Here is a 21,185-nt window from a genome sequence, read left to right on the forward strand (position 1 = left end):
AATGAGCGGGTCAGCGGGCGAGCCAGACCGCTTCGTCGGTGCCCAGTCGCCCGGTCGTCGCATCGCCGCTGTGCACCAGCACGCGGGCGTCGGCCGGCAGCTCGATCGGGTCCCCGAAGTTCACCACACAACGGAATCCGGGCTCGCGGTCGAACGCCAGCACCTCATCGTGCGGCCCTTCCACCCAGCTCAGGTCGCCATCCCCCAGCGCCGGGTTGCGGCGACGCTCGGCCAGCGCCGCGCGATAGAGGCTCAGGTGGCTGGTCGGGTCGTTCGCCTGGTCGGCCACGGTCTGCCCGGCCCAGCGCGCCGGTTGCGGTAGCCACGGCACGCCGGACGGTCCGAAACCGAACGGTGATCGAGATCCCGACCACGGGAGTGGTACGCGGCAGCCGTCGCGTCCGCGGATGGTGCGACCGGAACGGAACCAGGTGGGGTCCTGCAGCGCCTCCTCCGGCAGATCCTCCACCTCCTCGAGCCCGAGTTCGTCACCTTGATAGACGTAGCAGCCACCGGGCAGGGCAAACTCCAGCAGGGCGGCGGCGCGGGCGCGGCGCCGACCCAGCTCCAGGTCGACCGGCATGCCCGCGTAGTGGTGCCATTCGCGGCCCCCGTGCTCGGGGACCATCCCGGCCGAGGAGAACCGCACCCCGGTCTCCGGCTTGCCATAACGGGTGGCCACCCGCGGGGTGTCGTGGTTGGACAGCACCCAGGTGCAGGGCGCGCCGGCCGCGGCGTGCTCGCGGCGCGAGGCGTCGATCACGTGGCGCTGCGAGTCGATCGTCCACTCGCACAGCAGGTGATCGAAGTTGAAGGTGGTGTGCAACCGGTCCGGCTGCACGTAGGCCACCAGCCGCGGCAACGGGTCGAGATAGGCCTCGGAGACGAACACCCGTGGTCCCTGCGGGGTGTCGGCATATTCGTCGGCCACGGTACGCCAGCGGCGGTGGATCTCCTCCAGCTGCGGTTGCACGTCCCACAGCGGGGAGCCGGGGTGCTTCTCCTTGCTGGCTCCGTAGCCGGTCTCCGGGTCGACCGGCAGGTCGGGCAGGGTGGCGTCCTTGGCCATCGAGTCGGCGACGTCCACCCGGAATCCGTCGACGCCACGGTCGAACCAGAAGCGCAGGATGTCGTCGAACTCCTCGACCACCTTGGGGTTGTCCCAGTTCCAGTCCGGCTGCTCGGGGGCGAACATGTGCAGGTACCACTGCCCGGGGCTGCCGTCCGGCTCGGTGACCCGCTGCCAGGCGGAACCGCCGAACATCGCCTCGTAGTTGTTGGGTGGCTCGTCACCGTTCGGGCCACGGCCGTCGCGGAACCAGAACAGGTCCCGCTCGGCCGACCCGCGGCCGGCGGCGACCGCCTGCTGGAACCACGGGTGCTGGTCGGAGCAGTGGTTGGGGACCAGGTCGATCAACACCCGCATCCCCAGGGCGTGCGCGGCGGCGATGAACTCGTCGGCATCGGCGAGGGTGCCGAAGTCGGGGTGGATGTCGCGATAGTCGGACACGTCATAGCCGCCGTCGGCGAGCGGGGAGGGATACCACGGGGACACCCAGATGGCGTCGACCCCGAGCTCGGCCAGGTGCGGCAGCCGGTCGATGATCCCGCGGAGGTCGCCCGTGCCGTCGCCGTTGGCGTCGGCGAAGGAACGCGGATAGATCTGATACACCACCGCGCTGCGCCACCAGTCGGTGGACTGCGTCGTGCTGGTCTGCGGCTGCTCGGTCACGCCTCTTCCTCAGAACTCTGGACGGGTTTCACCCATCCTGCCAGAACTCCTGACCACCATGTCAGTACCACCCGGGCGTTGGCCGCGGAGCTCGCTCAGGGAGCGTCCGGGGTGTTGCGCAGGGAGTCGGCCGCGCGGGTCAGATAGTCCCACAGGATCGCGTCGTCCTCGGCGGACAGCCCCACGTCGTCCAGGGCGCCGCGCATGTGCCGCAGCCAGGTGTCCCGTTCGACCGAGGAGATCTGGAAGGGGAAGTGCCGCATCCGCAGCCGCGGGTGCCCCCGCTGCTCGGAATAGGTGGTGGGCCCACCCCAGTACTGCTCGAGGAACATCATCAACCGCACGCGCGCCGGTTCGAGGTCCTGCTCCGGATACATCGCGCGGAAGGTGGCGTCCTCGGCCACGCGGTCATAGAAGCCGCGGGTCAGCCGGTCGAAGGTGTCATGGCCTCCGACGCGCTGATAGAACGTCTGCTGCGGGTCAGGGGGCTCGGCACTCACCCGGGCATCCTACGCCGTGACGCCTGACCTGCAGTCTCCGAAACGGTCCATGATCAAACGCAGTGGGACTGGGTTTCACGGCGCCTTGCGACGGAGACTGCAGGTCAGGCGTCACCGTCAACCGGACGCCGGCCGGGCTTGTCGTCCACCTCACGCGCGCCGTCGGCCGGCTCGGGCGGCTTCACCACGGTGGTGTCCGGCTTCGCCTTGCCCGGTGACCAGGACAGCGTCCAGGCACCGGCCTCCGGCACCACCGGTCGATCCGAACCGCCCTGGGAGAAGTTGCCGACCCGCATCACCTCGCCGTTGCGGACATACCAGGTGTTGCCGTTGTCGTCGCGCAGGACCGTCACCCGCAGACCCACCGACTCCACGGTCCCCGACGCCTTGTCCATGTCCACGTAGTCACCGACACCGAGCTGATCCTCAACCAGCATGAAGATTCCGGACAGCAGATCCTTGATGATCGACTGCACGCCGAAGGCGACCGCCACGCCGATCACCGAGGTGCCGGCGACGATGGTGGTGATGTTGAAGCCCAGTTCGTCGAAGATCATCATAAGGATCACGAAACAGATGATCGCGGTGGCGAAACCGCGGGCCATCGACCCCAGGGCGGTGATCCGCTGCTCGCGGCGCTGCACGCCGACGGCCGGGGTCGACGCCCGACGGTTCGCCTTTCCCTGCACCAGTCGGCGTACGCCCAGGTCGATCAACTTGTGCGCCACGGCGCGCAGGATCACCGCCATCAGCAGCAGGAAGACGATCCGGACCGGAGCCCAGGTCATCACCGCCTCGAAGGTGCGCGGAAATTCCCAGCTCCCCTTCATCGGCGGCTCCAGGTCACCTGGCCGCGCCACATCGTCAACTCCACCGGATCCGGCAGATCCCTGCCGTGATAGGGATTGTTGCGCGACAGTGAGGCCGAGTCGGCGCGATCCACCACCCTTCGCCGATCCGGGTCGACCAGCACCAGGTTGGCCGGCCCGCCGACCTCCAGCGGGCGACCCTGCGCGGTCAGCCCGGCGATCCGGGCCGGGGCGTACGCCATCCGCTCGACCAGCTGCGCCCAGTCCAGCCGTCCGGTGCTGACCATCGTCTCCAGCACCACGCCGAGCGCGGCCTCCAGGCCGAGCATCCCGAAGGCCGCGTCACCGAAGGCGTGGTCCTTGTCCTGGGCCGCGTGCGGCGCATGGTCGGTACCGACGCAGTCGATCGTGCCGTCGGCGAGACCTTCGCGCAGGGCCGTCACATGCTCATCGGGCCGCAACGGTGGATTCACCTTGAAGGTGGGGTCATAGCCGACCACCTCGTCGGTGGTCAGCAGCAGGTGGTGCGGTGTCACCTCCGCGGTGACCCGCACCCCGCGCTGCTTCGCCCAGCGGATGATGTCCACCGATTCGGCGGTGGACACGTGGCACACGTGCACCCGCGACCGGGTCAACCGGGCCAGCTCCACGTCCCGGGCGACGATCACCGACTCCGCGGCCGCCGGCCATCCGCCCAGGCCCAGCCGCCCGGAGATCTCGCCCTCGTGGCAGCAGGCTCCGGAGCCGGCCAGCCGCGGGTCCTGGGCGTGCTGGGCGATCACCCCGTCGAACGCCCGCACATATTCCAGCGCCCGCCGCATCAGCAACGGGTCCGCGACGCAGTGCCCGTCGTCGGAGAACACCCGCACCCCGGCCCGCGCCATCAACCCCAGCTCGGCCAGCTCCTGGCCGGCCAGCGATCGGGTCACCGCCCCGACCGGGAACACCTCGGCGCTGGCGGTCTCCGCCGCGACCTCGCGGATGTGCCGCGCCGCCTCGGCGGTGTCGGTGACCGGGTTGGTGTTCGCCATCGCCAGCACCGCGGTGAACCCGCCGCGGGCCGCCGCGCGGGTGCCGGTGGCGATCGTCTCGGCGTCCTCACGGCCCGGTTCGCGCAGGTGGCAGTGGGTGTCCACCAGCCCCGGCAGCGCGATCAACCCGTCGGCGTCGACCCGCTCCGGATCGTCAGCCCCGGCGGGATCGGCGAACCGCCCGTCGCGGATCAACAGGTCCTGCGGCTCCCCGCCCAGGATCCGTGCCCCGGTGATCAGGATCTCGCTCACGCCGTCGCTCCCGTCTCGTTCGCCCCACCCAGCAGGTGATAGAGCACACTCATCCGCACCGCCACCCCGGCCGCCACCTGGTCCAGCACCCGGGAGGCCGCGGCGTCGGCGGCCGCCGCGGAGATCTCCAGTCCGCGGTTCATCGGTCCCGGGTGCATCACCGCGGCCTCGGGCCGCATCCGCGCGAGCCGCTCCGGGGTCAGCCCATAGCCGATGGTGTATTCCCGCGCCGTGGGGAAGTAACCCCCGCTCATCCGCTCCCGCTGCACCCGCAGCATCATCGCGATGTCCACCTGGTCGATCACCTCGTCGAAGTCGGTGTGCACCTCGGCCGGCCAGCTGTCCACCCCCGACGGCAGCAGGGTCGGTGGCGCGACCAGCAGCACCCGGGCGCCGAGGGTGTGCAGCAGCAGCACGTTGCTGCGCACCACCCGCGAGTGGGTCAGGTCGCCGGTGATCGCCACCGTCTTCCCCGACCAGTCGGCAAAGCCCGGATCCACGAGGCGGAAGTGCCGGCGCATCGTGAACGCGTCCAGCAGCGCCTGGGTGGGGTGCTCGTGGGTGCCGTCGCCGGCGTTCACCACCGACGCGTCCACCCAGTTGGCGGCCTGCGCGGGGGCGCCCGAGGAGCTGTGCCGGATGACCAGGGCGTCCACCCCCATCGCCGCGATCACCTGCACCGTGTCGCGCAACGATTCCCCCTTGCTCACCGAGGATCCCTTGGCCGACACGTTGATCACGTCGGCGCTCAACCACTTGCCGGCGATCTCGAAGGAGGAGCGGGTCCGGGTGGAGTCCTCGAAGAACAGGTTCACCACCGTGCGGCCGCGCAGCGTGGGCAGTTTCTTCACCTCGCGCCGCTGCACCTCCGACATCTCCTCGGCCAGGTCGCAGATCGAGTCGATCTCCGACCGGCTCAGGTCGGCGGCCGACAACAGGTGCTTCATTCACCGTCTCCCTGCTCGGAATCCTCGGCACCGGGGGCGCTGCTGATGGTCACCTCGGTGACCCCGTCCACCTCGTCCAGGCGTACGCCGACCCGCTCGTTCGCGGCGGTGGGCAGGTTCTTGCCGACGTGGTCGGCCCGGATGGGCAGCTGGCGGTGTCCGCGATCGACCAGCACCGCCAGGCGTACCGCGTGCGGCCGGCCGAGCTCCTTCAGCGCGTCCAGGGCCGCCGCCACGCTGCGCCCGGAGAACAGCACGTCGTCGACCAGCACCACGGTCGCCTCGTCGACCGAGCCAGGCAGGCTGGTCCGGCCGACCTGGCGGGTGGGCTGTTGGCGCAGGTCGTCGCGATACATGGTGATGTCGAGTCGTCCCACCGACACCGGCCCCTCGCCGGCGCGTTGGATCGCCGTGGCCAGCCGTTCGGCCAGCGGAACCCCGCGGGTGGGGATCCCCAACAGCATCAGCCCGTTGGCGCCGTGGTTCGCCTCGATGACCTCGTGTGCCATCCGGGTGATCGCCCGGGCCACCTCACCGGAGTCCAGAACGACCCTGCTCCGGGGTCCCTGCTGTGCCATCAATACTCCTTGCCGGCGTGCTGCCGCGAGCCATCTCCACTACCGTAGGGCAGGTGAGCGAACTGTCCTGCATGCTAATCCCCCTGACCGGCACGTTTCCCGGTTGGCCCACGGCCGAGCAGCCGTCGGTGGCCCTGTGGCTCTTCGTCGTGCTCGGCATCCCGGTGCTGGTCGCGGTCGTGATCGCCGTCGTGGTCGGCGCCGGCGCGCTGGCCCGCCGGGGCCGCGGTGAGCGGCAGCTCAACCAGCCGGTCTGGTACGGCCAGTCCGCGGTCGCCTCGGGCAACGGGCAGGGCGAGTTGACCGACGGCGGCGGGCAGCCGAAGGGCGACGACAACTCCAACGACAAGAACCTGGGAGGCACCAGTGTCCGGTGGTGAGCTCAGCGGCACCGACTCCGCCCGCCTCAAGGAGGCGGTGCATCGCGCCGAAACCCTGTCCGGGTTGAAGTTCTCGCTCTTCCTCGGTGACGCGGAGGGGGATCCGCGTCGGCACGCCCAGCAGTTGCACGCCCGGCTGGAGGACCCCGCCGACTCCGTTCTGGTGCTCTGCGACCCGGGCCAGCGGGCGTTGGAGATCGTCACCGGGGTCGAGGCCCGGCGTACCCTCACCGACGGCGAGTGCCGGATGGCCGCCGCCAGCATGCAGTCCAACTTCATCGCCGGCGACCTGGTCGGCGGGCTCACCCACGGCCTCGCCCAGCTCGGCGGGTACGCCCGCAAGGCGCGGGTGCTGCACGTCACCGAGAACTCCTGACCCTTCGACTCGTCGCTGCGCTCCTCGCTCAGGGAACGTGCGGGAGTGCGCTGCGCTCCTCGCTCGGGGAACGTCAGCTGGCGTAGCCGCGCTGCTTGTCCACCACCGACGGCAACTCCTCCCCGGCGACCCAGCGACGCAGGTTCTGCTCGAACTGCTCGGCCAGCGAATCCCGCCAGCCGACCACGTCTCCGGACAGGTGAGCGCTGACCTGCACCCCGGGCAACGACCACAGGGGAGAGTCGTTCGGCAGCGGCTCGGTCTCGAACACGTCGAGGGCGGCCGCCGCGATCCCGCCGGACTCCAGCGCCGCGATCAGATCGGCCTCGACCACCAGGGGCCCGCGCCCCACGTTCACCAGCTGCGCGGTCGGCCGCATCGCGGCCAGCACCCGGCGCTCGACCAGCCCGCGGGTCTGGTCGGTCAGCGGTGCCGCCAGGACCACGTGGTCCGCCCAGCCGACGTGCTCGGCCAGCTCGGCACTGGGGACCACCTGGCCGAAGTCCGGGTCGGTCACCCTGGGCGTACGCCCCACCCCGCGCACCTCGAACCCCACCGCCTTCAGCAGTCGCGCGGTGGCCCGGCCGATCCCACCGGTACCCACCACCAGCGCGGTACGCCCGGCGGCGCGCAGCGTCTCGGCGTGCTCCCAGTGACGCTCCTGCTGGCGGCGGTACAGCCGTGGCAGGTCCTTGAGGTGCGCCAGCACCGAGGCGAGCACGAACTCGGCGATCGGCTGGTCGAACACGCCCCGGGCGTTGCTGAGCAGCACATCGGAGTCGCGCAGCTCGTCGAACAGCACGGCGTCCACCCCGGCCGAGGCGACGTGCACCCAGCGCAACCGGTCGGCGTACCCCCACGCCTGCGCCAGCGCGGGGCTGAAGTAGTCCCACCACAACAGCACGTCGGCCCCCGGCAGCGCGTCGGCAAGCCCCGCAGCCGTGCACACGCGCACCTCGGCGAGCCGCTCCAGGCGGGCCAGGTTGCTCGGGGGCCCGAGGTCGTCGCGGGTCAGGATCACCACCGTGGTCATGGCCCAACCCTAGGCGATTGCAGATTGTTGACAATCTTGGTCGGGTCTGATTTCGTCGGCTCATGACTGCCCTCAGCCCGATCCTCAAGCAGGCCACCCCCGTGGTTGTCGACCACGCGAAAGGGTGCTGGATCCACGGCACCGACGGCCGGGACTACCTCGACTTCACCACCGGCATCGGCGTCACCAGCACCGGCCACTGTCACCCGCAGGTGGTCGAGGCCGCCCGCGAGCAGGTCGGCTCGATCATCCACGCCCAGTACACGACGGTGATGCACAAGCCGCTCCTGGAGTTGGTGGACAAGCTGGGCGGGGTGCTGCCCACCGGGCTCGACTCGCTGTTCTTCGCCAACTCCGGCTCCGAGGCGGTCGAGGCCGCGGTCCGGCTGACCCGGATGGCCACCGGGCGGCCCAACATCATCGTCTTCCAGGGCGGGTTCCACGGCCGCACCGTCGCCGCCGCCACCCTGACCACCGCCGGCACCCGCTTCTCCGCCGGCTTCTCCCCGCTGATGGGCGGGGTGCAGATGGCCCCGTTCCCGTACGCCAAGCGCTACGGCTGGAGCGAGCAGCAGGCCGTCGACTTCGCCCTGGCCGAGCTCGACTACCTGTTCGCCACCCGGGTCGCCCCCAACGACACCGCGGCCTTCCTGATCGAGCCGGTGCTCGGCGACGGCGGCTACCTCCCGACCCCGGACGCCTTCCTGCGCGGGCTGCGCGAGCGCGCCGACAAGCACGGGATCGTGCTGGTGATCGATGAGGTGCAGGCCGGCTTCGGGCGTACCGGCAAGTTCTGGGGACACGAGTTCTCCGGCGTACGCCCCGACGTGCTGATCACCGCCAAGGGCCTGGCCTCGGGTTTCCCGATCTCCGCCATCGCCGCCTCGGCCGAGCTGATGGGCAAGGCGTGGCCGGGCTCCCAGGGCGGCACCTACGGCGGCAACGCGGTCGCCGCTGCGGCCGCCTGCGCGACCATCGACGTGATCTCCGAGGAGGGCCTGGTCGAGAACGCCCGGGTCCGCGGCGAGCAGCTCGCGGAGGGGCTGCGTCGGCTCGCCGAGAAATATCCGATGATCACCGACGTCCGCGGCCGCGGGCTGATGCAGGGGATCGAGTTCACCGAGACCGGTGGCCGCGGCGGCGGGGAGCTGGCCACCGCCGTGCAGCAGGCCACCACCGGCCACGGGCTGCTGTCGTTGACCTGCGGGCCGCTGGGTAACGTGGTGCGCCTGATCCCGGCACTGGTGGTCTCCGCCGACGAGATCGACCTGGGGCTGGAGCGCTTCGGCGCCGCCCTAGCCGATGTCGCCGACTGAGCCCGGTCCCGGACCCGCCACCGAGGAGGACATCATGGCAAACGATCCGATCTCGCAGGTCAACACCGGTCTGTTCATCGACGGGCAGTGGGGCCCCGCAGCCTCCGGACGCACCTTCGACGTGATCAACCCGGCCACCGAGGAGGTGCTCGCCCAGGTCGCCGACGGCAACGGCGACGACGCCCGACGCGCCATCGAGGTGGCCGGCCAGAAGCAGGCCGAGTGGGGGCGTACGCCGCCGCGTGAGCGCAGCGAGATCCTGCGCCGGGCCTACGACCTGGTGATTGAACGCACCGACGAGCTCGCCGCGATCATGACCGCCGAGATGGGCAAGCCATTGGCCGAGGCCAGGGGCGAGGTCGCCTACGGCGCCGAGTTCCTGCGTTGGTTCTCCGAGGAGGCCGTGCGGATCGGCGGTGACGTGACCCTGACCGGGGACGGGAAGACCCGGATCATGGTCACCCACGAACCGGTCGGGCCGTGCGTGCTGATCACCCCGTGGAACTTCCCGCTGGCCATGGGCACCCGCAAGATCGGCCCGGCCATCGCCGCCGGCTGCACCATGGTGTTCAAGCCGGCCGAGCTCACCCCGCTCACCTCGCTGGCGCTGGCCGGAATCCTCACCGAGGCAGGACTTCCCGGCGGTGTGCTGAACGTGGTCACCACCACCGACCCCGGCTCGGTGGTCGAGCCGTGGATGGCCAGCGGGATCGCCCGCAAGGTGTCGTTCACCGGCTCCACCCCGGTCGGGGTGAAGCTGCTGCAGCAGGCGTCGGAGCACGTGATGAAGTCGTCCATGGAGCTTGGTGGCAACGCCCCGTTCATCGTCTTCGCCGACGCCGACCTGGACAAGGCGGTCGCCGGTGCGATGGTCGCCAAGATGCGCAACATGGGCGAGGCGTGCACCGCCGCCAACCGGCTCTATGTGGAGGCGCCGGTGGCCGAGGAGTTCGCAAAGAAGCTGAGCGAGCAGATGGGCGCGCTGAAGGTCGGTGACGGGGCCGCCGAGGGCACCCAGGTCGGCCCGCTGGTGGAGCGCAAGGCGCTGGACAAGGTGCAGCAGTTCGTCGAGGAGGCGGTCTCCCGCGGCGCCACCGTGATGTGCGGTGGCGATGCGCCCGAGGGGAAGGGGTTCTTCTACAACCCGACCGTGCTCAGCAACGTCGACCCCGATTCCGCCCTGCTGGCGAACGAGATCTTCGGTCCCGTCGCGCCGGTGGTCCCGTTCGACACCGAGGAGGAGGCGGTCGAGCTCGCCAACGGCACGGCCTGGGGACTGGTCGGCTATCTGTTCACCTCCGACGTGCAGCGCGCCTTCCGGGTCGGGGAACGGATCGAGGCGGGCATGGTCGGTCTGAACACCGGGCTGGTGTCCAACCCGGTCGCCCCGTTCGGCGGCGTGAAGGCGTCCGGGTTGGGCCGCGAGGGCGGCCGGATCGGGATCGATGAGTTCCTCGAGACGAAATACTTCGCGCTGCCCCGTGACTGATCCCCGCGGCACGACCACCATCGGTTCCCTGGATCCCCTGCCCACGCAGGGAATCCGGGGAGGCTTCGCCGAAAACGGCCTGCCGCTGGCCCGGCTCGCCGACGGTCTCGTCGGCTCGGTGATCGACTCCAGCACCTCCCTGCTGGCCGGCATCGAGCACGACGTGGTGCGGTTCGCGATGGGGGCGCCGGCACCCGAGGCGATTCCCGTCCAGGCGTTGCGCGAGCTGGCTGGTGGTGCGCTGGATGCGGGGTCGTTCACCTACGGCGCCAGCGAGGGCGAGCCCGGACTGCTCGCCGCCATCGCCGACGGCTACGCCGACACCCGCGGCACCAGCGCGGAGCGGGTGGTCATCACCTCGGGGGGCATGCAGGGACTGGACCTCGCCTGCAAACTGTTCATCGACCCCGGTGACCTGGTGGTGGTGGAGAGCCCCACCTATACCAACGGCTCGGCCACGGCGCTGAGCTATGGCGCGGAGCTGCTCGAGATCCCCATCGACGACTCGGGCATGGTGATCGACGAACTGGTGGAGCAGGTGGCGGCCAGCGGGCGTACGCCGAAGCTGATCTACACCATCTGCAACTTCCAGAACCCGTCGGGGGTGACGCTGTCCGCCGAACGCCGGCAACGACTGCTGGAGCTGGCCCATCGGTGGGGTGCGGTGATCCTGGACGACGACCCCTACGGGCTGCTCCGCTTCGTCGGTGACGACCTGCCCGGTTTTGCCGAACTGTCGCCGGGGGACCCGCACGTGTTCTCGGTGCGCACCTTCTCGAAGGTGCTCGCCCCCGGGCTGCGGGTCGGTTGGGTGGACGCCGATCACCGGTTGCGGCCGTTGCTGATCTCGGCGAAGCAGGCGATGGACACCTGCACCAACGTGCCCAACCAGCACCTGATCGACGGGTTCCTGCGCGGTGGCGGGTTGCAGGAGCATCTGACCGGGTTGCGCGACACCTATCGGCTGCGGCGCGACGCCCTGCTGCGCTCCTTGGCCGCCCACCTGGGCGACCGAGTGCGCAGCACCGTCCCCGAGGGTGGGATGTTCTGTTGGGTCACCCTGCTGGGCGACGGCGCGGTCTCGGCCCATGAGCTGTTCGAGGTCGCCCTCGGCCGCGGGGTCGCCTTCATCCCCGGACCGGCGCTGTCCCCGAGCGGTCGCTTCGGTGACGCCCTGCGGATCTGTTATGCGACCGAGGATCCCGGGCGGATCGACGTGGGTGTCCGCCGGTTGGCGGCGGCGCTGGACGAACTGGAGGCGCGATGACCGTCCTGGGTCCGATCCAGCAGGTATCGACCGCCGAACTGATCGCCGGGCAGCTGCGCGAGGCGATCGCCACCGGAGAGTACGCCCCCGGCCAGCAGGTGTCGGAGCAGGCCTTGGCCGAACGACTGGGGGTGAGCCGTGGACCGCTGCGGGAGGCGATGCAGCGGCTCACCCAGGAGGGGTTGCTGACCGGGCAGCGCAATCGCGGGCTGTTCGTGATGGAGCTGGACGCCGCAGCGGTGCGCGACATCTATCTGGCCCGCACGGCGATCGAGCGGCAGGCGGTGGCCCATCTGATCGAGACCGGCCGATCCGCCTCGGCCGACGCCCTGGCACCCCTGGAGCGGCGGATGGCGCAGCTGGAATCGACCGACCCGGCCATCTCCGACACCGACCTGGAGTATCACCGGTTGCTGGTCGGGCTGACCGAGAGCCCACGACTGATCCGGATGCACGACAGCCTGCTGCTCCAGCTGCGGTTGTGCCTGACCGCGATGCAGCCGACCTACGACTCCAGCGAGCACCGGGTGAAGGAACACGGAGATCTCTTCCGTGCCGTGGTTGCCGGTGACCTCGAGCTGGCCGACCGGTTGCTGGTGGCGCACATGCGGGACGGCCAGCGGCGGGTGCTCGAGGTCAACGGCTGGGCGTGATCCTGCGTTCGGCGGCGGCCCGCCACAGGTGCAGCGAGGCATGGGAGCGGACGCCGAGGGCCGGCCGCAGCGTCTGCGCGGTGATTCCGCGCCGGGCCGCCTCGCGGCGCAGCACCAGGTCCGATTCCAGCCACACGTCCCGGTCCCCGCAGCCGCGCAGCAGCACATACCCGGCGGTCCAGGGACCGATTCCCTTCAACGACAGCAGGGATTCCCGGACCCGGTGCAGGTCCGGCCCGCCGAGGTCGACGGTTCCCTCGGCCAGCGCCTGGGCCAGCGTGTGCAGCGCCTGCTGCCGCGACGCCGGCATCGCGAACCGGCTCGGGTCCACCGTGGCCAGCCGGGCCGGGGTGGGGAACAGCGAGGTGAGACCGTACGCCGCCCCGGCCTTCAGCAGCGGCGCCGGCAGCGGATCACCGTGCTCACGGACCAGCCGTTCGGCGGCCCGGGTGGCTCCGATCAGCGAGATCTGCTGGCCGAGCAGCCCGCGCACCGCGGTTTCGGCCGGCTCGACGCTGCCCGGGATCCGAATGCCCGGGCGGTTGGTGACCAGGATGGCGAGCTCCGGGACGGCGCTCAGCCGGGAGTCCACCAGGGCCGGATCACACCCAAGGTCGAGCAGCGCGATCACCCGCCGCCGCAGCGCGGGCAGATCGTCCGCGTCGGTGAGCCAGCCGGTCAGCTCGACCCCGGCGGTCCGCCCAACCTCCGCGGACTGGCCGCGTATCGCCAGCACCGCGGGGCCTCCGGGCAGGCGTACCGTCCGGGCGAAGGTGTCGGTGTCGGCAAACTCCAACCCGGTCACGGTCCGCCCACCGAGGAAGGCGAGCAGACCACCGAAGTCGAACGGGGCCAGGGTTTCCAGCCGTTCGGTGTGCGCCTTCACCGGTGATAGGCCGCGGCCCAGGCGTCGGTGTTGTGCTCGCTCACCCGCACCCGCAGCTCCGGCTCGGCGGCGGTGATCAACCCCGCGAGCACCGGGAGCCAGGTCCACTCGGCGGCCCAGTGGGCCACGTCGAGCAGCACCGGCGCGTCGGTCCACTCCAGCGCCTCGGTGGCCGGGTGATGGCGCAGGTCGGAGGTCAGATACAGGTCTGCCCCGGCCGCGCGCGCGGCGTCCAGGTGCGAGTCGCCGGCGCCGGCGAGCACCGCGACGGTACGCACCACCCGCTGCGGGTCGCCGCCCAGGCGTACCCCGGAAACCGTTGCGGGCAACGCGTTCGCGACCTGCTGGGCGAACTCGCCGGCGGTACGTTCGGGCTCGAGTGTGCCGACCCGGCCGATCCCGGCGGTGGGGGAGTCGGTGCGGGCCAGCTCGATGACGTGGAAGGCCGGCTCCTCATAGGGGTGGGCCGCCAGCAGGGCCGCCACCACCGCGCCGCGGCGGGAGCGGGGGAGCACCATCTCCAACCGGTCCTCACTCACCCGCTCGACCTCGCCAACCCTGCCCAGCTGAGGATTCGCGCCCTCCAGCGGACGGAAGGAACCGGTACCGGGACTGGTGAAGTGGCAGCGGTCATAGTCGCCGATCGCGCCGGCCCCCGCGGTCGACAGCGCGTCCACCACGGCCCGGGTGTGCTCGGTGGGGACGAAGCAGACCAGCTGGTCCAGCGCTGCGGAGGTGTCGCGGGGGTCCAGCGGTCGCTGCTCGCGCAGCCCGATCGCGTCGGCCAGCGCCTCGCACACCCCGTCGGGGGGAATGTCGGCGTTGGTGTGGGCGGCGATGCAGCCGATCCGGTGGCCGGCCAGTTCCAGCAGCAGCGCCCCCTTCGGGTGGCGGCCGTCGATGCCGTGAATTCCCTTCAGCAGCAGGGGATGGTGCGTGATCACCAGGTCCGCACCCAGCTCGACCGCCTGCCGCACCACCTCACCGGTGATGTCCACGGTGAGCAGCACCGAGGTCACCGGCCAGCTCGGATCTCCGCAGACCACCCCCACCTTGTCCCACGCCTCCGCGGTCCGCGGGGGATAGTGGCGGTCGAGCAGCTGCTGCACCTCGGCGAGAGTCGTCACCTCAGCGACCCTACGCGAGGGCGCTCAGCCGGCGTTGAACTCCCGGGCGCGCAGGGCGCGTTGGGCGTCGTCGCGGCACTCGCCGATGATCCGTCGGGCCGAGTCCTCCAGCTGCGCCTCGGCGAGCCACTCGTCCAACCGCTTCAGGAACTCCTCGTCGGCGGTTGGCCACGGGAACAGGTGGGTCAGCGCGGCCTGCGCCAGCACCGTGCCGTTCTCCGCCCAGACCCCCTTGCGGCCGGAGATCAGTTCGGCCAGGTCCAGGTAGCGCTCGGCGTACGGTGCGAGCACCTCGGCCTGGCCCGGCTGGTTGAAGTGCGCGCAGATGCTGCGGTGGGTCTCGTTGGGGATCCCGGCCGTCGCGGTGGCGAGCTGCCAGGCCGCGGCCTTGGCGGCCTCGGTCGGCATGGCGGCCCGGGCGCCGGCGGCGTGCTCGGCTCCCGAGCTGGTGTTGTCCCGCTCCAGCTCGGCGTCGATCAGGGCGTCATCGGCAACGCCCAGTCGGGTCAGCTGGGTCAGCAGGTGCCAGCGCAGCTCGGCGTCCACCTCCAGTCCGTCGGGGACCTCCTCGCCCTTCAGCCAGCCGTCCAGCAGGGTCACCCCGGCCGGACCGTCGATGGTGGAGGCGAGGGCGCGGGTGAACGCCAGCTGGTGGTCCGACCCCGGCTCGGCATCGCGCAGCAGCCCGGCCAGCCCGGTGATCAGCTGCGATCGCAGACCCGCCTGCGCCTCGGCGGGAACATAGCGGGAGATCGCCGTCTGCACCTGGCCCAGCACCCGGGACACCGCGGTGAGATCGGTCTCGCTGCCCACCCCGGTCAGCACCAGCTGGAGATAGTCGGCCACCGGCAGCTCGGCGTCGCGACACATGTCCCAGGCCGAGCCCCACACCAGCGCCCGCGCCAGCTCGTCGTCGATCAGGTTGAGGTGTTCGATCGCGGCCCTGCGGGAACGCGGGTCGAGGCGTACCTTCGCGAAGGTCAGGTCGTCGTCGTTGACCAGCACCAGGTCGGGCTGGTGCTTGCCGACCAGCTGCTTGACCTGGGTGAGTTCGCCGGCGATGTCGGTCTCCACCCGGTGCGCCCGGCGCAACCGGCCGTCCACCAGCTCATAGAGCCCGATCGCCACCCGATGCGTGCGCAGGGTCGGGTGCGCTGCCGCGGACGTCTGACGGATCGCGAACTCGGTCATCACCCCGCACTTGTCGGTGGTGAACTCCGCCGACAGGGTGTTCACCCCGGTCGACTCCAGCCACTGCCGCGACCAGTCGGACAGGTCGCGTCCCGAGGCCTCCTGCAGCACCGCCAGCAGGTCGGCGAGCTCGGTGTTGCCGTACGCGTGCCGGGCGAAGTACTGCTTCGCGCCGGCCAGGAAAGCGTCCTCGCCGACGAAGGCGACCAGCTGACGCAGCGTCGAGGCGCCCTTGGCATAGGTGATGCCGTCGAAGTTGAGTTCGACCGCCTCCAGGTCGACCATGTCGGCGGCGATCGGGTGGGTGGAGGGCAACTGATCGGCCCGGTACGCCCAGGTCTTGCGGGCGTTGCTGAACGACGCCCACGCGTGGTTGCGGTCGGTGTGCAGTCGCGACTGGGCGAAGTGGGAGGCCCATTCGGCGAAGGACTCCTTCAGCCACAGGTCATCCCACCAGCGCATGGTGACCAGGTCGCCGAACCACATGTGCGCCAGCTCGTGCAGGATCGTGTTGTCCCGCGACTCGTACTGCGCCGAGGTGGCTCGGGAGCGGAAGATCAGGTCGTCGCGGAAGGTGACCAGGCCGACGTTCTCCATCGCGCCCATGTTGTATTCCGGCACGAACGCCTGGTCGTAGGACTCGAACGGGTACGGCGTACCGAAGCTCTCCTCGAACACCTCGAAGCCGCCCTGGGTGGTGGCCATGATCCGGTCGGTGTCCAGTTTGTCGGCGAGCGAGCGACGGCACAGCACCGAGGCCGGGATGGTGCCCGCCTGCGAGGTGATCGACGTCTTCTCGCGGTGGTAGTCGCCGGCCACGATCGCGGTCAGGTAGGTCGAGATCTTCTTGGTGGGTTGGAAATCCCAGCGGGCGAACCCGTCGCCGATCGGTGTTGGGTCGGCGTCGGGGGAGTTCGACAGCACCACCCAGTCGGCCGGCGCCAGCACCGAGGTGGTGAAGCGCGCCTTCGCATCGGGCTGCTCGAAGTTGGCGTACACCCGCCGGGCGTCGGCGGGCTCGAACTGGGTGTAGAGGTAGACCCCGCCATCGGCCGGGTCGACGAACCGGTGCAGGCCCTGTCCGCTGCGGCTGTAGCGGTGCAGGCCGACGATGGTCAGCACGTGCGGACCATCGGTCAACTCGATCGGCAGCCGCTCACCATTGAAGGCGGTCGTGTCCAGCGGCTTGCCGTCCAACTCGGCCGACAGCAGCTCATCGGCGATGGCGTCGACACAGGTCATCCCGGCACGGGAGGAGAACCGCAGCGTGCTGGTGGTGACGAAGTTCTGCTCGGGATGGGCCAGTGCGGCACCGTCCGGCGCCCGGCCGGTCAGGTCGATGAGCAGCTGGTAGGCCTCGGTCTGGACCAGCGCGGCCCGGGCCCGGGTGTCCTGCCGGGTGATGTTCGCTGGGTACACGTTTCTGCTTTCGGTGCGATCGAGAAGGGCAATCAGTCGACGGTAAACCCTACTGGCGAGTAGTGGGGTGCCCAAACTGCTCGGCCCCTTCCGACGGGCCCGGAGCCGCTCCCTAGACTGCTGTTCATGACACAGACCGAGAACAGCGTCACCACCGTCGACTTCTGGTTCGACCCCCTGTGCCCCTGGGCCTGGATGACCTCCCGTTGGATGCTCGAGGTGGAGAAGGTACGCCCGGTGCGGACCGTGTTCCACGTGATGAGCCTGTCGGTGCTGAACGACGGCCGCGACCTGCCCGAGCAGTACCGCGAGCGGTTGGATCGCGGCTGGCACGGTGTACGCGTCGCCCTGGCGGTCGAGGAGCAGTTCGGCTCGGACAAGCTGCGCGAGTACTACACCGCGATCGGCACCCGGATCCACCCCGGCGGCGAGGACGGCGCCGAGCGGGCCACCATCGAGTCCGCCCTGGCCGAGGTCGGGCTGCCCACCGAGCTCGCCGAAGCCGGCTGGACCGACGCCAACGACGAGGCGCTGAAGAAGTCCCACCACGAGGGCATGGACCCCGTCGGCGACGAGGTCGGCACCCCGGTCATGCACATCAACGGCATGGCGCTGTTCGGCCCGGTGATCTCCCCGGCACCCACCGGCGAGCAGGCCGGCCGCCTCTTCGACGGCTTCCAACTGCTCACCGAATACGACGGCTTCTTCGAGGCCAAGCGCACCCGCACCCGCGAGCCGATCTTCTGAGCCGCTCGCGCGCAGCGCGAGACGACCTACAACTCGGCGACGAGGGCGGCGATGATGTCGGCGGCGGGGAGGTCGGGGGCACGGCGATAGCCGGTACCGGCCCACAGGTGCATCCACTCCGGGTCCCCGGCGGCGGCCGCCGCGCGGCGCAGCGGTGAGGTGAGCTGGTGCACCTGCGGGTACGCCGCGGGGGCGGCGGCGTCGTGGGTGTCGATGAACCGGTTCCGCTGGCCGCGGGCCGGACGCCCCGAGAAGGCGCGGGTGACCACCGTGTCCCGCCGCCGGGTCAGCGCCTTCTTGTGGGTGGGGCTGGCGCCGGACTCGGGGCAGCGCAGGAACAGCGTGCCGAGCTGCGCGGCGTACGCCCCAGCGGCCAGCACGTCCCGCACCTGGGCCGCGGTGGCGATCCCGCCGGCCGCCAGCAGCGGCACCGCCACCGCCCCGCGCACCGCCCCGAGCAACTCCAGCAGCGGCAGCTCCGACGGCTCGTCGAGCAACCGGTGCGTGCCGCGGTGCCCACCCGCCTCCGGACCCTGCACGCACACCGCGTCCAACCCCCGCTCCACCACCGCGACCGCCTCGGCGACGGTGGTCGCGGTGCCGACCAGCGCCGACCCGGCCGCGTGCAACCGCTCCACCTCCGCGGCCGACGGTAGCCCGAAGGTGAACGACACCACCGGCACCGGGTCGGTCACCAGCAGCTCGACCTTCTCCGCCCAGTGGTCGGTATCGGCCCAGTCCGGCGCGCCCAGCTGCACCCCGAGCCGCTCCGCCTCCGGACGCAGCGCGGCGGCGTACGCCGTGAGGTCGACCGGCGAAACCGGCTCGGGCACGAACAGGTTCACCCCGAACGGCGCGCGGGTCAGCGTCCGGGTCCGCGCCAGTTTTTCGGCCAGCGCGTCGGCGCTCAGGTAGCCACCCGGCAGGTAACCGAAGCCGCCGGCCCCGCCAACCGCGGCGACCAGCTCGGGCGTACCGGCGCCGCCGGCCATCGGCGCCAGGACGATCGGATGCTCATGCTTCGGCAGCGCTGTCATGGCTCCACACTAGGCTGGTCGACCACGCCCGAACCCGAGGAGGACCCGTGCCCGAGGGCCACACCCTGCACCGGCTGGCGAACGACCTGTCCGCCGCCTTCGCCGGGACCGCGCCGCGGGTCAGCTCACCCCAGGGGCGGATGGCCGAGTCCGCCGCACTGGTCGACGGCAGCGTGCTCGAGCAGGCCAGCGCCCACGGCAAGCACCTGTTCCTCGACTTCGCCGGCGACCGGGTGATCCACGTGCACCTCGGGCTGATCGGCAGGTTCACCCTCGCCCCGTTCGCCCCGCCGACCGGGCAGGTGCGGCTGCGGCTGGCCGACGAGCGGACCGCCGCCGACCTGCGCGGCCCGCAGTTGTGCGCGTTGCGCACGCCGGCCGAGGTGTCCGCCCAGGTGGCCAGGCTCGGGCCCGACCCGCTGCGTGCCGATGCCGACCCCGATCGCGCCTGGCAGCGGATCCACCGCTCCGGCAAGCCGATCGCGGCCCTGCTGATGGACCAGTCGGTGCTGTCGGGGGTGGGCAACGTCTATCGCGCCGAGGTGCTGTTCCGGAACCGGCTGGCGCCGATGACCCCCGGCAACCGGCTGCAGGCCAGGTCGTGGAAGGCGATCTGGTCCGACCTGGTCGAGCTGATGCCGATCGGGGTCCGCGACAACCGGATCGACACCGTCCGCCACGAGCACACCCCCGACGCGATGGGGCGACCACCGCGGGTCGACGACCACGGCGGCGAGGTGTACGTGTACCGCCGCAACGGGATGCCCTGTCTGGTCTGCGGCCGCGAGGTCCGCACCCAACTGCTCGAGGGCCGCAACCTGTTCTGGTGCGCGACCTGTCAGCGACGCCGATGAGGCGAGAGGTGCTCAGCTGGGGCCTCGCCGGTGACCACCATCGGCTCGGCTGCCAGCTGGAGTTCGACCCCGCGGGAAACCTGCACTCGCTGACCGCCGGTGGGCAACAACTCATCGGCGGACTGGCGGTGCTCGGGGTCCGACGCGACGGCGAACTGCACCCGTGGCTGCCGGACACCGCCCGGCTCGAGGCGGATGAGGTCGAGGCCCGCGGGCGCTGCGCCGGCCTGCGGCTGCGGGTGCGGCACAACCTGGACTTCACCTGGCACCTGCGGATCACCCTGACCAACGACACCGAGCAGCCGGTCGCGCTGGACGGGCTGGTGCTGCACGCGGCCCCCGGGCGGGACGCCCTGCTGCTGGTCACCCCGGCCGGCCCGTGCACCCAGCTCGGCTGGCACCGGCTCGCCCCCTCCGACGGGGTCGAGTGCCTCGGCATGCGGCTGTCCCGCGGCGACCTGATCCGTGCCGGCGACGAGTTGCGTACGCCGCCGCTGCGGCTCGGGCCGGGGGAGGCGTACACGCTGATCCTGCACGGCGACTGGTACGCCAGCAGTTTCGAGCTGCAGCAGCGGCAACCGGACTGGTTCCCGCCGCTGCTCGACCTGACCGCCGCCGACGACGAGCTCGAGCTGAACGACCCCGACGTGGCGCTGAGCTGGGACTCCGAGGATGGCCCGCTGCGCGAGCTCACCGTGGCCGCCGCCGAAGGGGTGACCCGACTGTCGGTGGCGTTCGCCGACGAGGAGGCGGCGTACGGGCGCCTGGTCGGGGCGATCCAGCGGCGCGGCCTGATCGCCCACGCCGCAGAGGCGTTGGCCCTGCAGCGCGCCGAGCTGCTGCAGCTGATCTCGACCGACGAGACCACCGCCCTTCTCGCCGAATATGCCGAGCGGACCCCGGACCCGGCGGACACCCGGCAGGTGCTGGTGTGGCTGCGGATGGCCGCCACCACCGGCGAGGCGGCCCTGGTCGAGCGGGCCGCGGCCGTTCTGGCCGAGCTGCCCGTCCAGCCCGGATATGCCCTGGCCTGGCTGAACCTGTGGGTCCAGCAGCAACTGCTCGGGATCGAGCCGAGCCTCGGCGAGGCCCAGCGCCGGATCGCCGAGTGGCTCGCCCAGCCCGGCCAGGACCCGCTGATCATTCGCGAACTGGCCCAACTGCTCGGCCCGCAGCAGCAACGCCAGCCGACCATTCGGCGGGGCTCCCGGGTGGCGGACCTGCTCTGCCTGCTGCGGCCGGCCGAGGCGTGGCCGGCGTACGCCGACGAACGGCTCGCGCAGCTGGTCAGCATCCGGGCGCTGGCCGAGCACGAGCACACCGCCCTGCTCAACCGGCTGCTGGCCCGGGCCGAGGCGAGCCCCGGCCCGCTCGACTCCGCGGCCGTGCTCGGCTGGCTGGCGCTGCGCGACTGATCGGACCCGCGGCGGGGGCGAATCCCCGACCACGGGAGGAGGCGAACCGTCGGCGTACCCCTTCCCGAGGCCCATCGAACCCCGACTTCGACGGGTTCTGCGACGTTCAAGTCCCATGATCGACTTCGAGATGGCACAGTATCCCG

20 protein-coding genes are annotated in these 21,185 nt (G+C 71.1%); 9 read left to right on the forward strand and 11 right to left on the reverse strand.

Annotated features, from left to right (window positions below; genetic code table 11):
- Window positions 1–10: 10 nt before the first annotated feature.
- The 6 genes from CGZ93_RS12035 to pyrR form a co-directional block, all read right to left on the reverse strand.
- Window positions 11–1,732: a glycoside hydrolase family 13 protein gene (locus CGZ93_RS12035; protein WP_229117401.1), complete on the reverse strand. Its 1,722-nt coding sequence runs from the start codon at window positions 1,730–1,732 to the stop codon at window positions 11–13.
- A gap of 95 nt (window positions 1,733–1,827) precedes the next feature.
- The gene (locus CGZ93_RS12040; RefSeq protein ID WP_094364358.1) at window positions 1,828–2,232 is read right to left on the reverse strand and encodes a globin; all 405 of its coding nucleotides are present in this window, start codon (window positions 2,230–2,232) and stop codon (window positions 1,828–1,830) included.
- 104 nt (window positions 2,233–2,336) lie between these two features.
- Entirely contained in the window at window positions 2,337–3,062 is a 726-nt protein-coding gene (locus CGZ93_RS12045; protein WP_094364359.1) for a mechanosensitive ion channel family protein, read from the reverse strand.
- A complete protein-coding gene (locus CGZ93_RS12050; protein ID WP_094364360.1) occupies window positions 3,059–4,324 on the reverse strand; it encodes a dihydroorotase in 1,266 nt (421 codons plus the stop codon). The genes CGZ93_RS12045 and CGZ93_RS12050 overlap by 4 nt, the downstream gene beginning before the upstream one ends.
- Window positions 4,321–5,271: an aspartate carbamoyltransferase catalytic subunit gene (locus CGZ93_RS12055; protein ID WP_094364361.1), complete on the reverse strand. Its 951-nt coding sequence runs from the start codon at window positions 5,269–5,271 to the stop codon at window positions 4,321–4,323. Before CGZ93_RS12055 ends, CGZ93_RS12050 begins: the two co-directional genes overlap by 4 nt.
- Window positions 5,268–5,849 (reverse strand): bifunctional pyr operon transcriptional regulator/uracil phosphoribosyltransferase PyrR, encoded by a 582-nt coding sequence (gene pyrR, locus CGZ93_RS12060; protein ID WP_094364362.1) that lies wholly within the window; start codon window positions 5,847–5,849, stop codon window positions 5,268–5,270. Before pyrR ends, CGZ93_RS12055 begins: the two co-directional genes overlap by 4 nt.
- Window positions 5,850–5,920: 71 nt before the next feature.
- Here pyrR and CGZ93_RS12065 point away from each other — a divergent pair, with 71 nt between their 5' ends.
- Both CGZ93_RS12065 and CGZ93_RS12070 read left to right on the forward strand, forming a co-directional pair.
- Window positions 5,921–6,229: a hypothetical protein gene (locus CGZ93_RS12065; RefSeq protein ID WP_141211194.1), complete on the forward strand. Its 309-nt coding sequence runs from the start codon at window positions 5,921–5,923 to the stop codon at window positions 6,227–6,229.
- Window positions 6,216–6,605, forward strand: coding sequence for a DUF5130 family protein (locus CGZ93_RS12070; RefSeq protein WP_094364366.1), 390 nt, complete (start codon window positions 6,216–6,218; stop codon window positions 6,603–6,605). The genes CGZ93_RS12065 and CGZ93_RS12070 overlap by 14 nt, the downstream gene beginning before the upstream one ends.
- Window positions 6,606–6,678: 73 nt before the next feature.
- On the opposite strand, the gene CGZ93_RS12075 is transcribed toward CGZ93_RS12070, so the two are convergent.
- Window positions 6,679–7,638, reverse strand: coding sequence for a D-2-hydroxyacid dehydrogenase (locus CGZ93_RS12075; RefSeq protein ID WP_094364368.1), 960 nt, complete (start codon window positions 7,636–7,638; stop codon window positions 6,679–6,681).
- 62 nt (window positions 7,639–7,700) lie between these two features.
- Between CGZ93_RS12075 and CGZ93_RS12080 the strand changes: the two genes are divergently transcribed.
- Genes CGZ93_RS12080 through CGZ93_RS12095 form a run of 4 tightly spaced genes read left to right on the forward strand, consistent with a single transcriptional unit; the run spans window position 7,701 to window position 12,363 of the window.
- Window positions 7,701–8,954 carry an aspartate aminotransferase family protein gene (locus CGZ93_RS12080; RefSeq protein ID WP_094364369.1) on the forward strand — a complete coding sequence of 418 codons (1,254 nt, stop codon included), beginning with the start codon at window positions 7,701–7,703 and terminating at the stop codon, window positions 8,952–8,954.
- Between the two features lie 34 nt (window positions 8,955–8,988).
- Complete coding sequence (locus CGZ93_RS12085) at window positions 8,989–10,443, forward strand: NAD-dependent succinate-semialdehyde dehydrogenase (protein ID WP_094364371.1); 1,455 nt, start codon at window positions 8,989–8,991, stop codon at window positions 10,441–10,443.
- Window positions 10,436–11,710: an aminotransferase-like domain-containing protein gene (locus CGZ93_RS12090; protein ID WP_229117402.1), complete on the forward strand. Its 1,275-nt coding sequence runs from the start codon at window positions 10,436–10,438 to the stop codon at window positions 11,708–11,710. The genes CGZ93_RS12085 and CGZ93_RS12090 overlap by 8 nt, the downstream gene beginning before the upstream one ends.
- Window positions 11,707–12,363 (forward strand): GntR family transcriptional regulator, encoded by a 657-nt coding sequence (locus tag CGZ93_RS12095; protein WP_094364375.1) that lies wholly within the window; start codon window positions 11,707–11,709, stop codon window positions 12,361–12,363. Before CGZ93_RS12090 ends, CGZ93_RS12095 begins: the two co-directional genes overlap by 4 nt.
- Here CGZ93_RS12095 and CGZ93_RS12100 read toward each other — a convergent pair.
- Genes CGZ93_RS12100 through pepN form a run of 3 tightly spaced genes read right to left on the reverse strand, consistent with a single transcriptional unit; the run spans window position 12,347 to window position 16,986 of the window.
- The gene (locus CGZ93_RS12100) at window positions 12,347–13,249 is read right to left on the reverse strand and encodes a DNA-3-methyladenine glycosylase family protein (protein ID WP_176451744.1); all 903 of its coding nucleotides are present in this window, start codon (window positions 13,247–13,249) and stop codon (window positions 12,347–12,349) included. The genes CGZ93_RS12095 and CGZ93_RS12100 overlap by 17 nt on opposite strands.
- Window positions 13,246–14,376: a Nif3-like dinuclear metal center hexameric protein gene (locus CGZ93_RS12105; protein ID WP_094364378.1), complete on the reverse strand. Its 1,131-nt coding sequence runs from the start codon at window positions 14,374–14,376 to the stop codon at window positions 13,246–13,248. The genes CGZ93_RS12100 and CGZ93_RS12105 overlap by 4 nt, the downstream gene beginning before the upstream one ends.
- A 24-nt stretch (window positions 14,377–14,400) precedes the next feature.
- Window positions 14,401–16,986 carry an aminopeptidase N gene (gene pepN / locus CGZ93_RS12110; protein WP_094364380.1) on the reverse strand — a complete coding sequence of 862 codons (2,586 nt, stop codon included), beginning with the start codon at window positions 16,984–16,986 and terminating at the stop codon, window positions 14,401–14,403.
- 126 nt (window positions 16,987–17,112) lie between these two features.
- Here pepN and CGZ93_RS12115 point away from each other — a divergent pair, with 126 nt between their 5' ends.
- Entirely contained in the window at window positions 17,113–17,733 is a 621-nt protein-coding gene (locus CGZ93_RS12115; RefSeq protein WP_094364382.1) for a mycothiol-dependent nitroreductase Rv2466c family protein, read from the forward strand.
- A 26-nt stretch (window positions 17,734–17,759) separates the two neighbouring features.
- Here the strand turns inward: CGZ93_RS12115 and CGZ93_RS12120 are convergent, their stop codons facing one another.
- Entirely contained in the window at window positions 17,760–18,770 is a 1,011-nt protein-coding gene (locus CGZ93_RS12120; RefSeq protein ID WP_094364383.1) for an NAD(P)H-dependent flavin oxidoreductase, read from the reverse strand.
- Between the two features lie 47 nt (window positions 18,771–18,817).
- Between CGZ93_RS12120 and CGZ93_RS12125 the strand changes: the two genes are divergently transcribed.
- Both CGZ93_RS12125 and CGZ93_RS12130 read left to right on the forward strand, forming a co-directional pair.
- Window positions 18,818–19,624 carry an Fpg/Nei family DNA glycosylase gene (locus tag CGZ93_RS12125; protein ID WP_094364385.1) on the forward strand — a complete coding sequence of 269 codons (807 nt, stop codon included), beginning with the start codon at window positions 18,818–18,820 and terminating at the stop codon, window positions 19,622–19,624.
- Window positions 19,597–21,039, forward strand: a complete 1,443-nt coding sequence (locus CGZ93_RS12130) for a hypothetical protein (protein ID WP_141211195.1) — start codon at window positions 19,597–19,599, stop codon at window positions 21,037–21,039. Before CGZ93_RS12125 ends, CGZ93_RS12130 begins: the two co-directional genes overlap by 28 nt.
- Window positions 21,040–21,185: the final 146 nt, after the last annotated feature.

Source organism: Enemella dayhoffiae (genome assembly GCF_002250625.1).
Classification (GTDB): domain Bacteria; phylum Actinomycetota; class Actinomycetes; order Propionibacteriales; family Propionibacteriaceae; genus Enemella; species Enemella dayhoffiae.

Bases quoted from the DNA above. Each gene is read 5' to 3' on its own strand.
- CGZ93_RS12080 (WP_094364369.1), top strand. From the start codon at position 7,701: ATGACTGCCCTCAGCCCGATCCTCAAGCAGGCCACCCCCGTGGTTGTC.
- CGZ93_RS12065 (WP_141211194.1), top strand. From the start codon at position 5,921: ATGCTAATCCCCCTGACCGGCACGTTTCCCGGTTGGCCCACGGCCGAG.
- CGZ93_RS12095 (WP_094364375.1), top strand. From the start codon at position 11,707: ATGACCGTCCTGGGTCCGATCCAGCAGGTATCGACCGCCGAACTGATC.
- CGZ93_RS12075 (WP_094364368.1), bottom strand. From the start codon at position 7,638: ATGACCACGGTGGTGATCCTGACCCGCGACGACCTCGGGCCCCCGAGC.
- CGZ93_RS12055 (WP_094364361.1), bottom strand. From the start codon at position 5,271: ATGAAGCACCTGTTGTCGGCCGCCGACCTGAGCCGGTCGGAGATCGAC.
- CGZ93_RS12045 (WP_094364359.1), bottom strand. From the start codon at position 3,062: ATGAAGGGGAGCTGGGAATTTCCGCGCACCTTCGAGGCGGTGATGACC.
- CGZ93_RS12115 (WP_094364382.1), top strand. From the start codon at position 17,113: ATGACACAGACCGAGAACAGCGTCACCACCGTCGACTTCTGGTTCGAC.
- CGZ93_RS12120 (WP_094364383.1), bottom strand. From the start codon at position 18,770: ATGACAGCGCTGCCGAAGCATGAGCATCCGATCGTCCTGGCGCCGATG.
- CGZ93_RS12085 (WP_094364371.1), top strand. From the start codon at position 8,989: ATGGCAAACGATCCGATCTCGCAGGTCAACACCGGTCTGTTCATCGAC.
- pyrR (WP_094364362.1), bottom strand. From the start codon at position 5,849: ATGGCACAGCAGGGACCCCGGAGCAGGGTCGTTCTGGACTCCGGTGAG.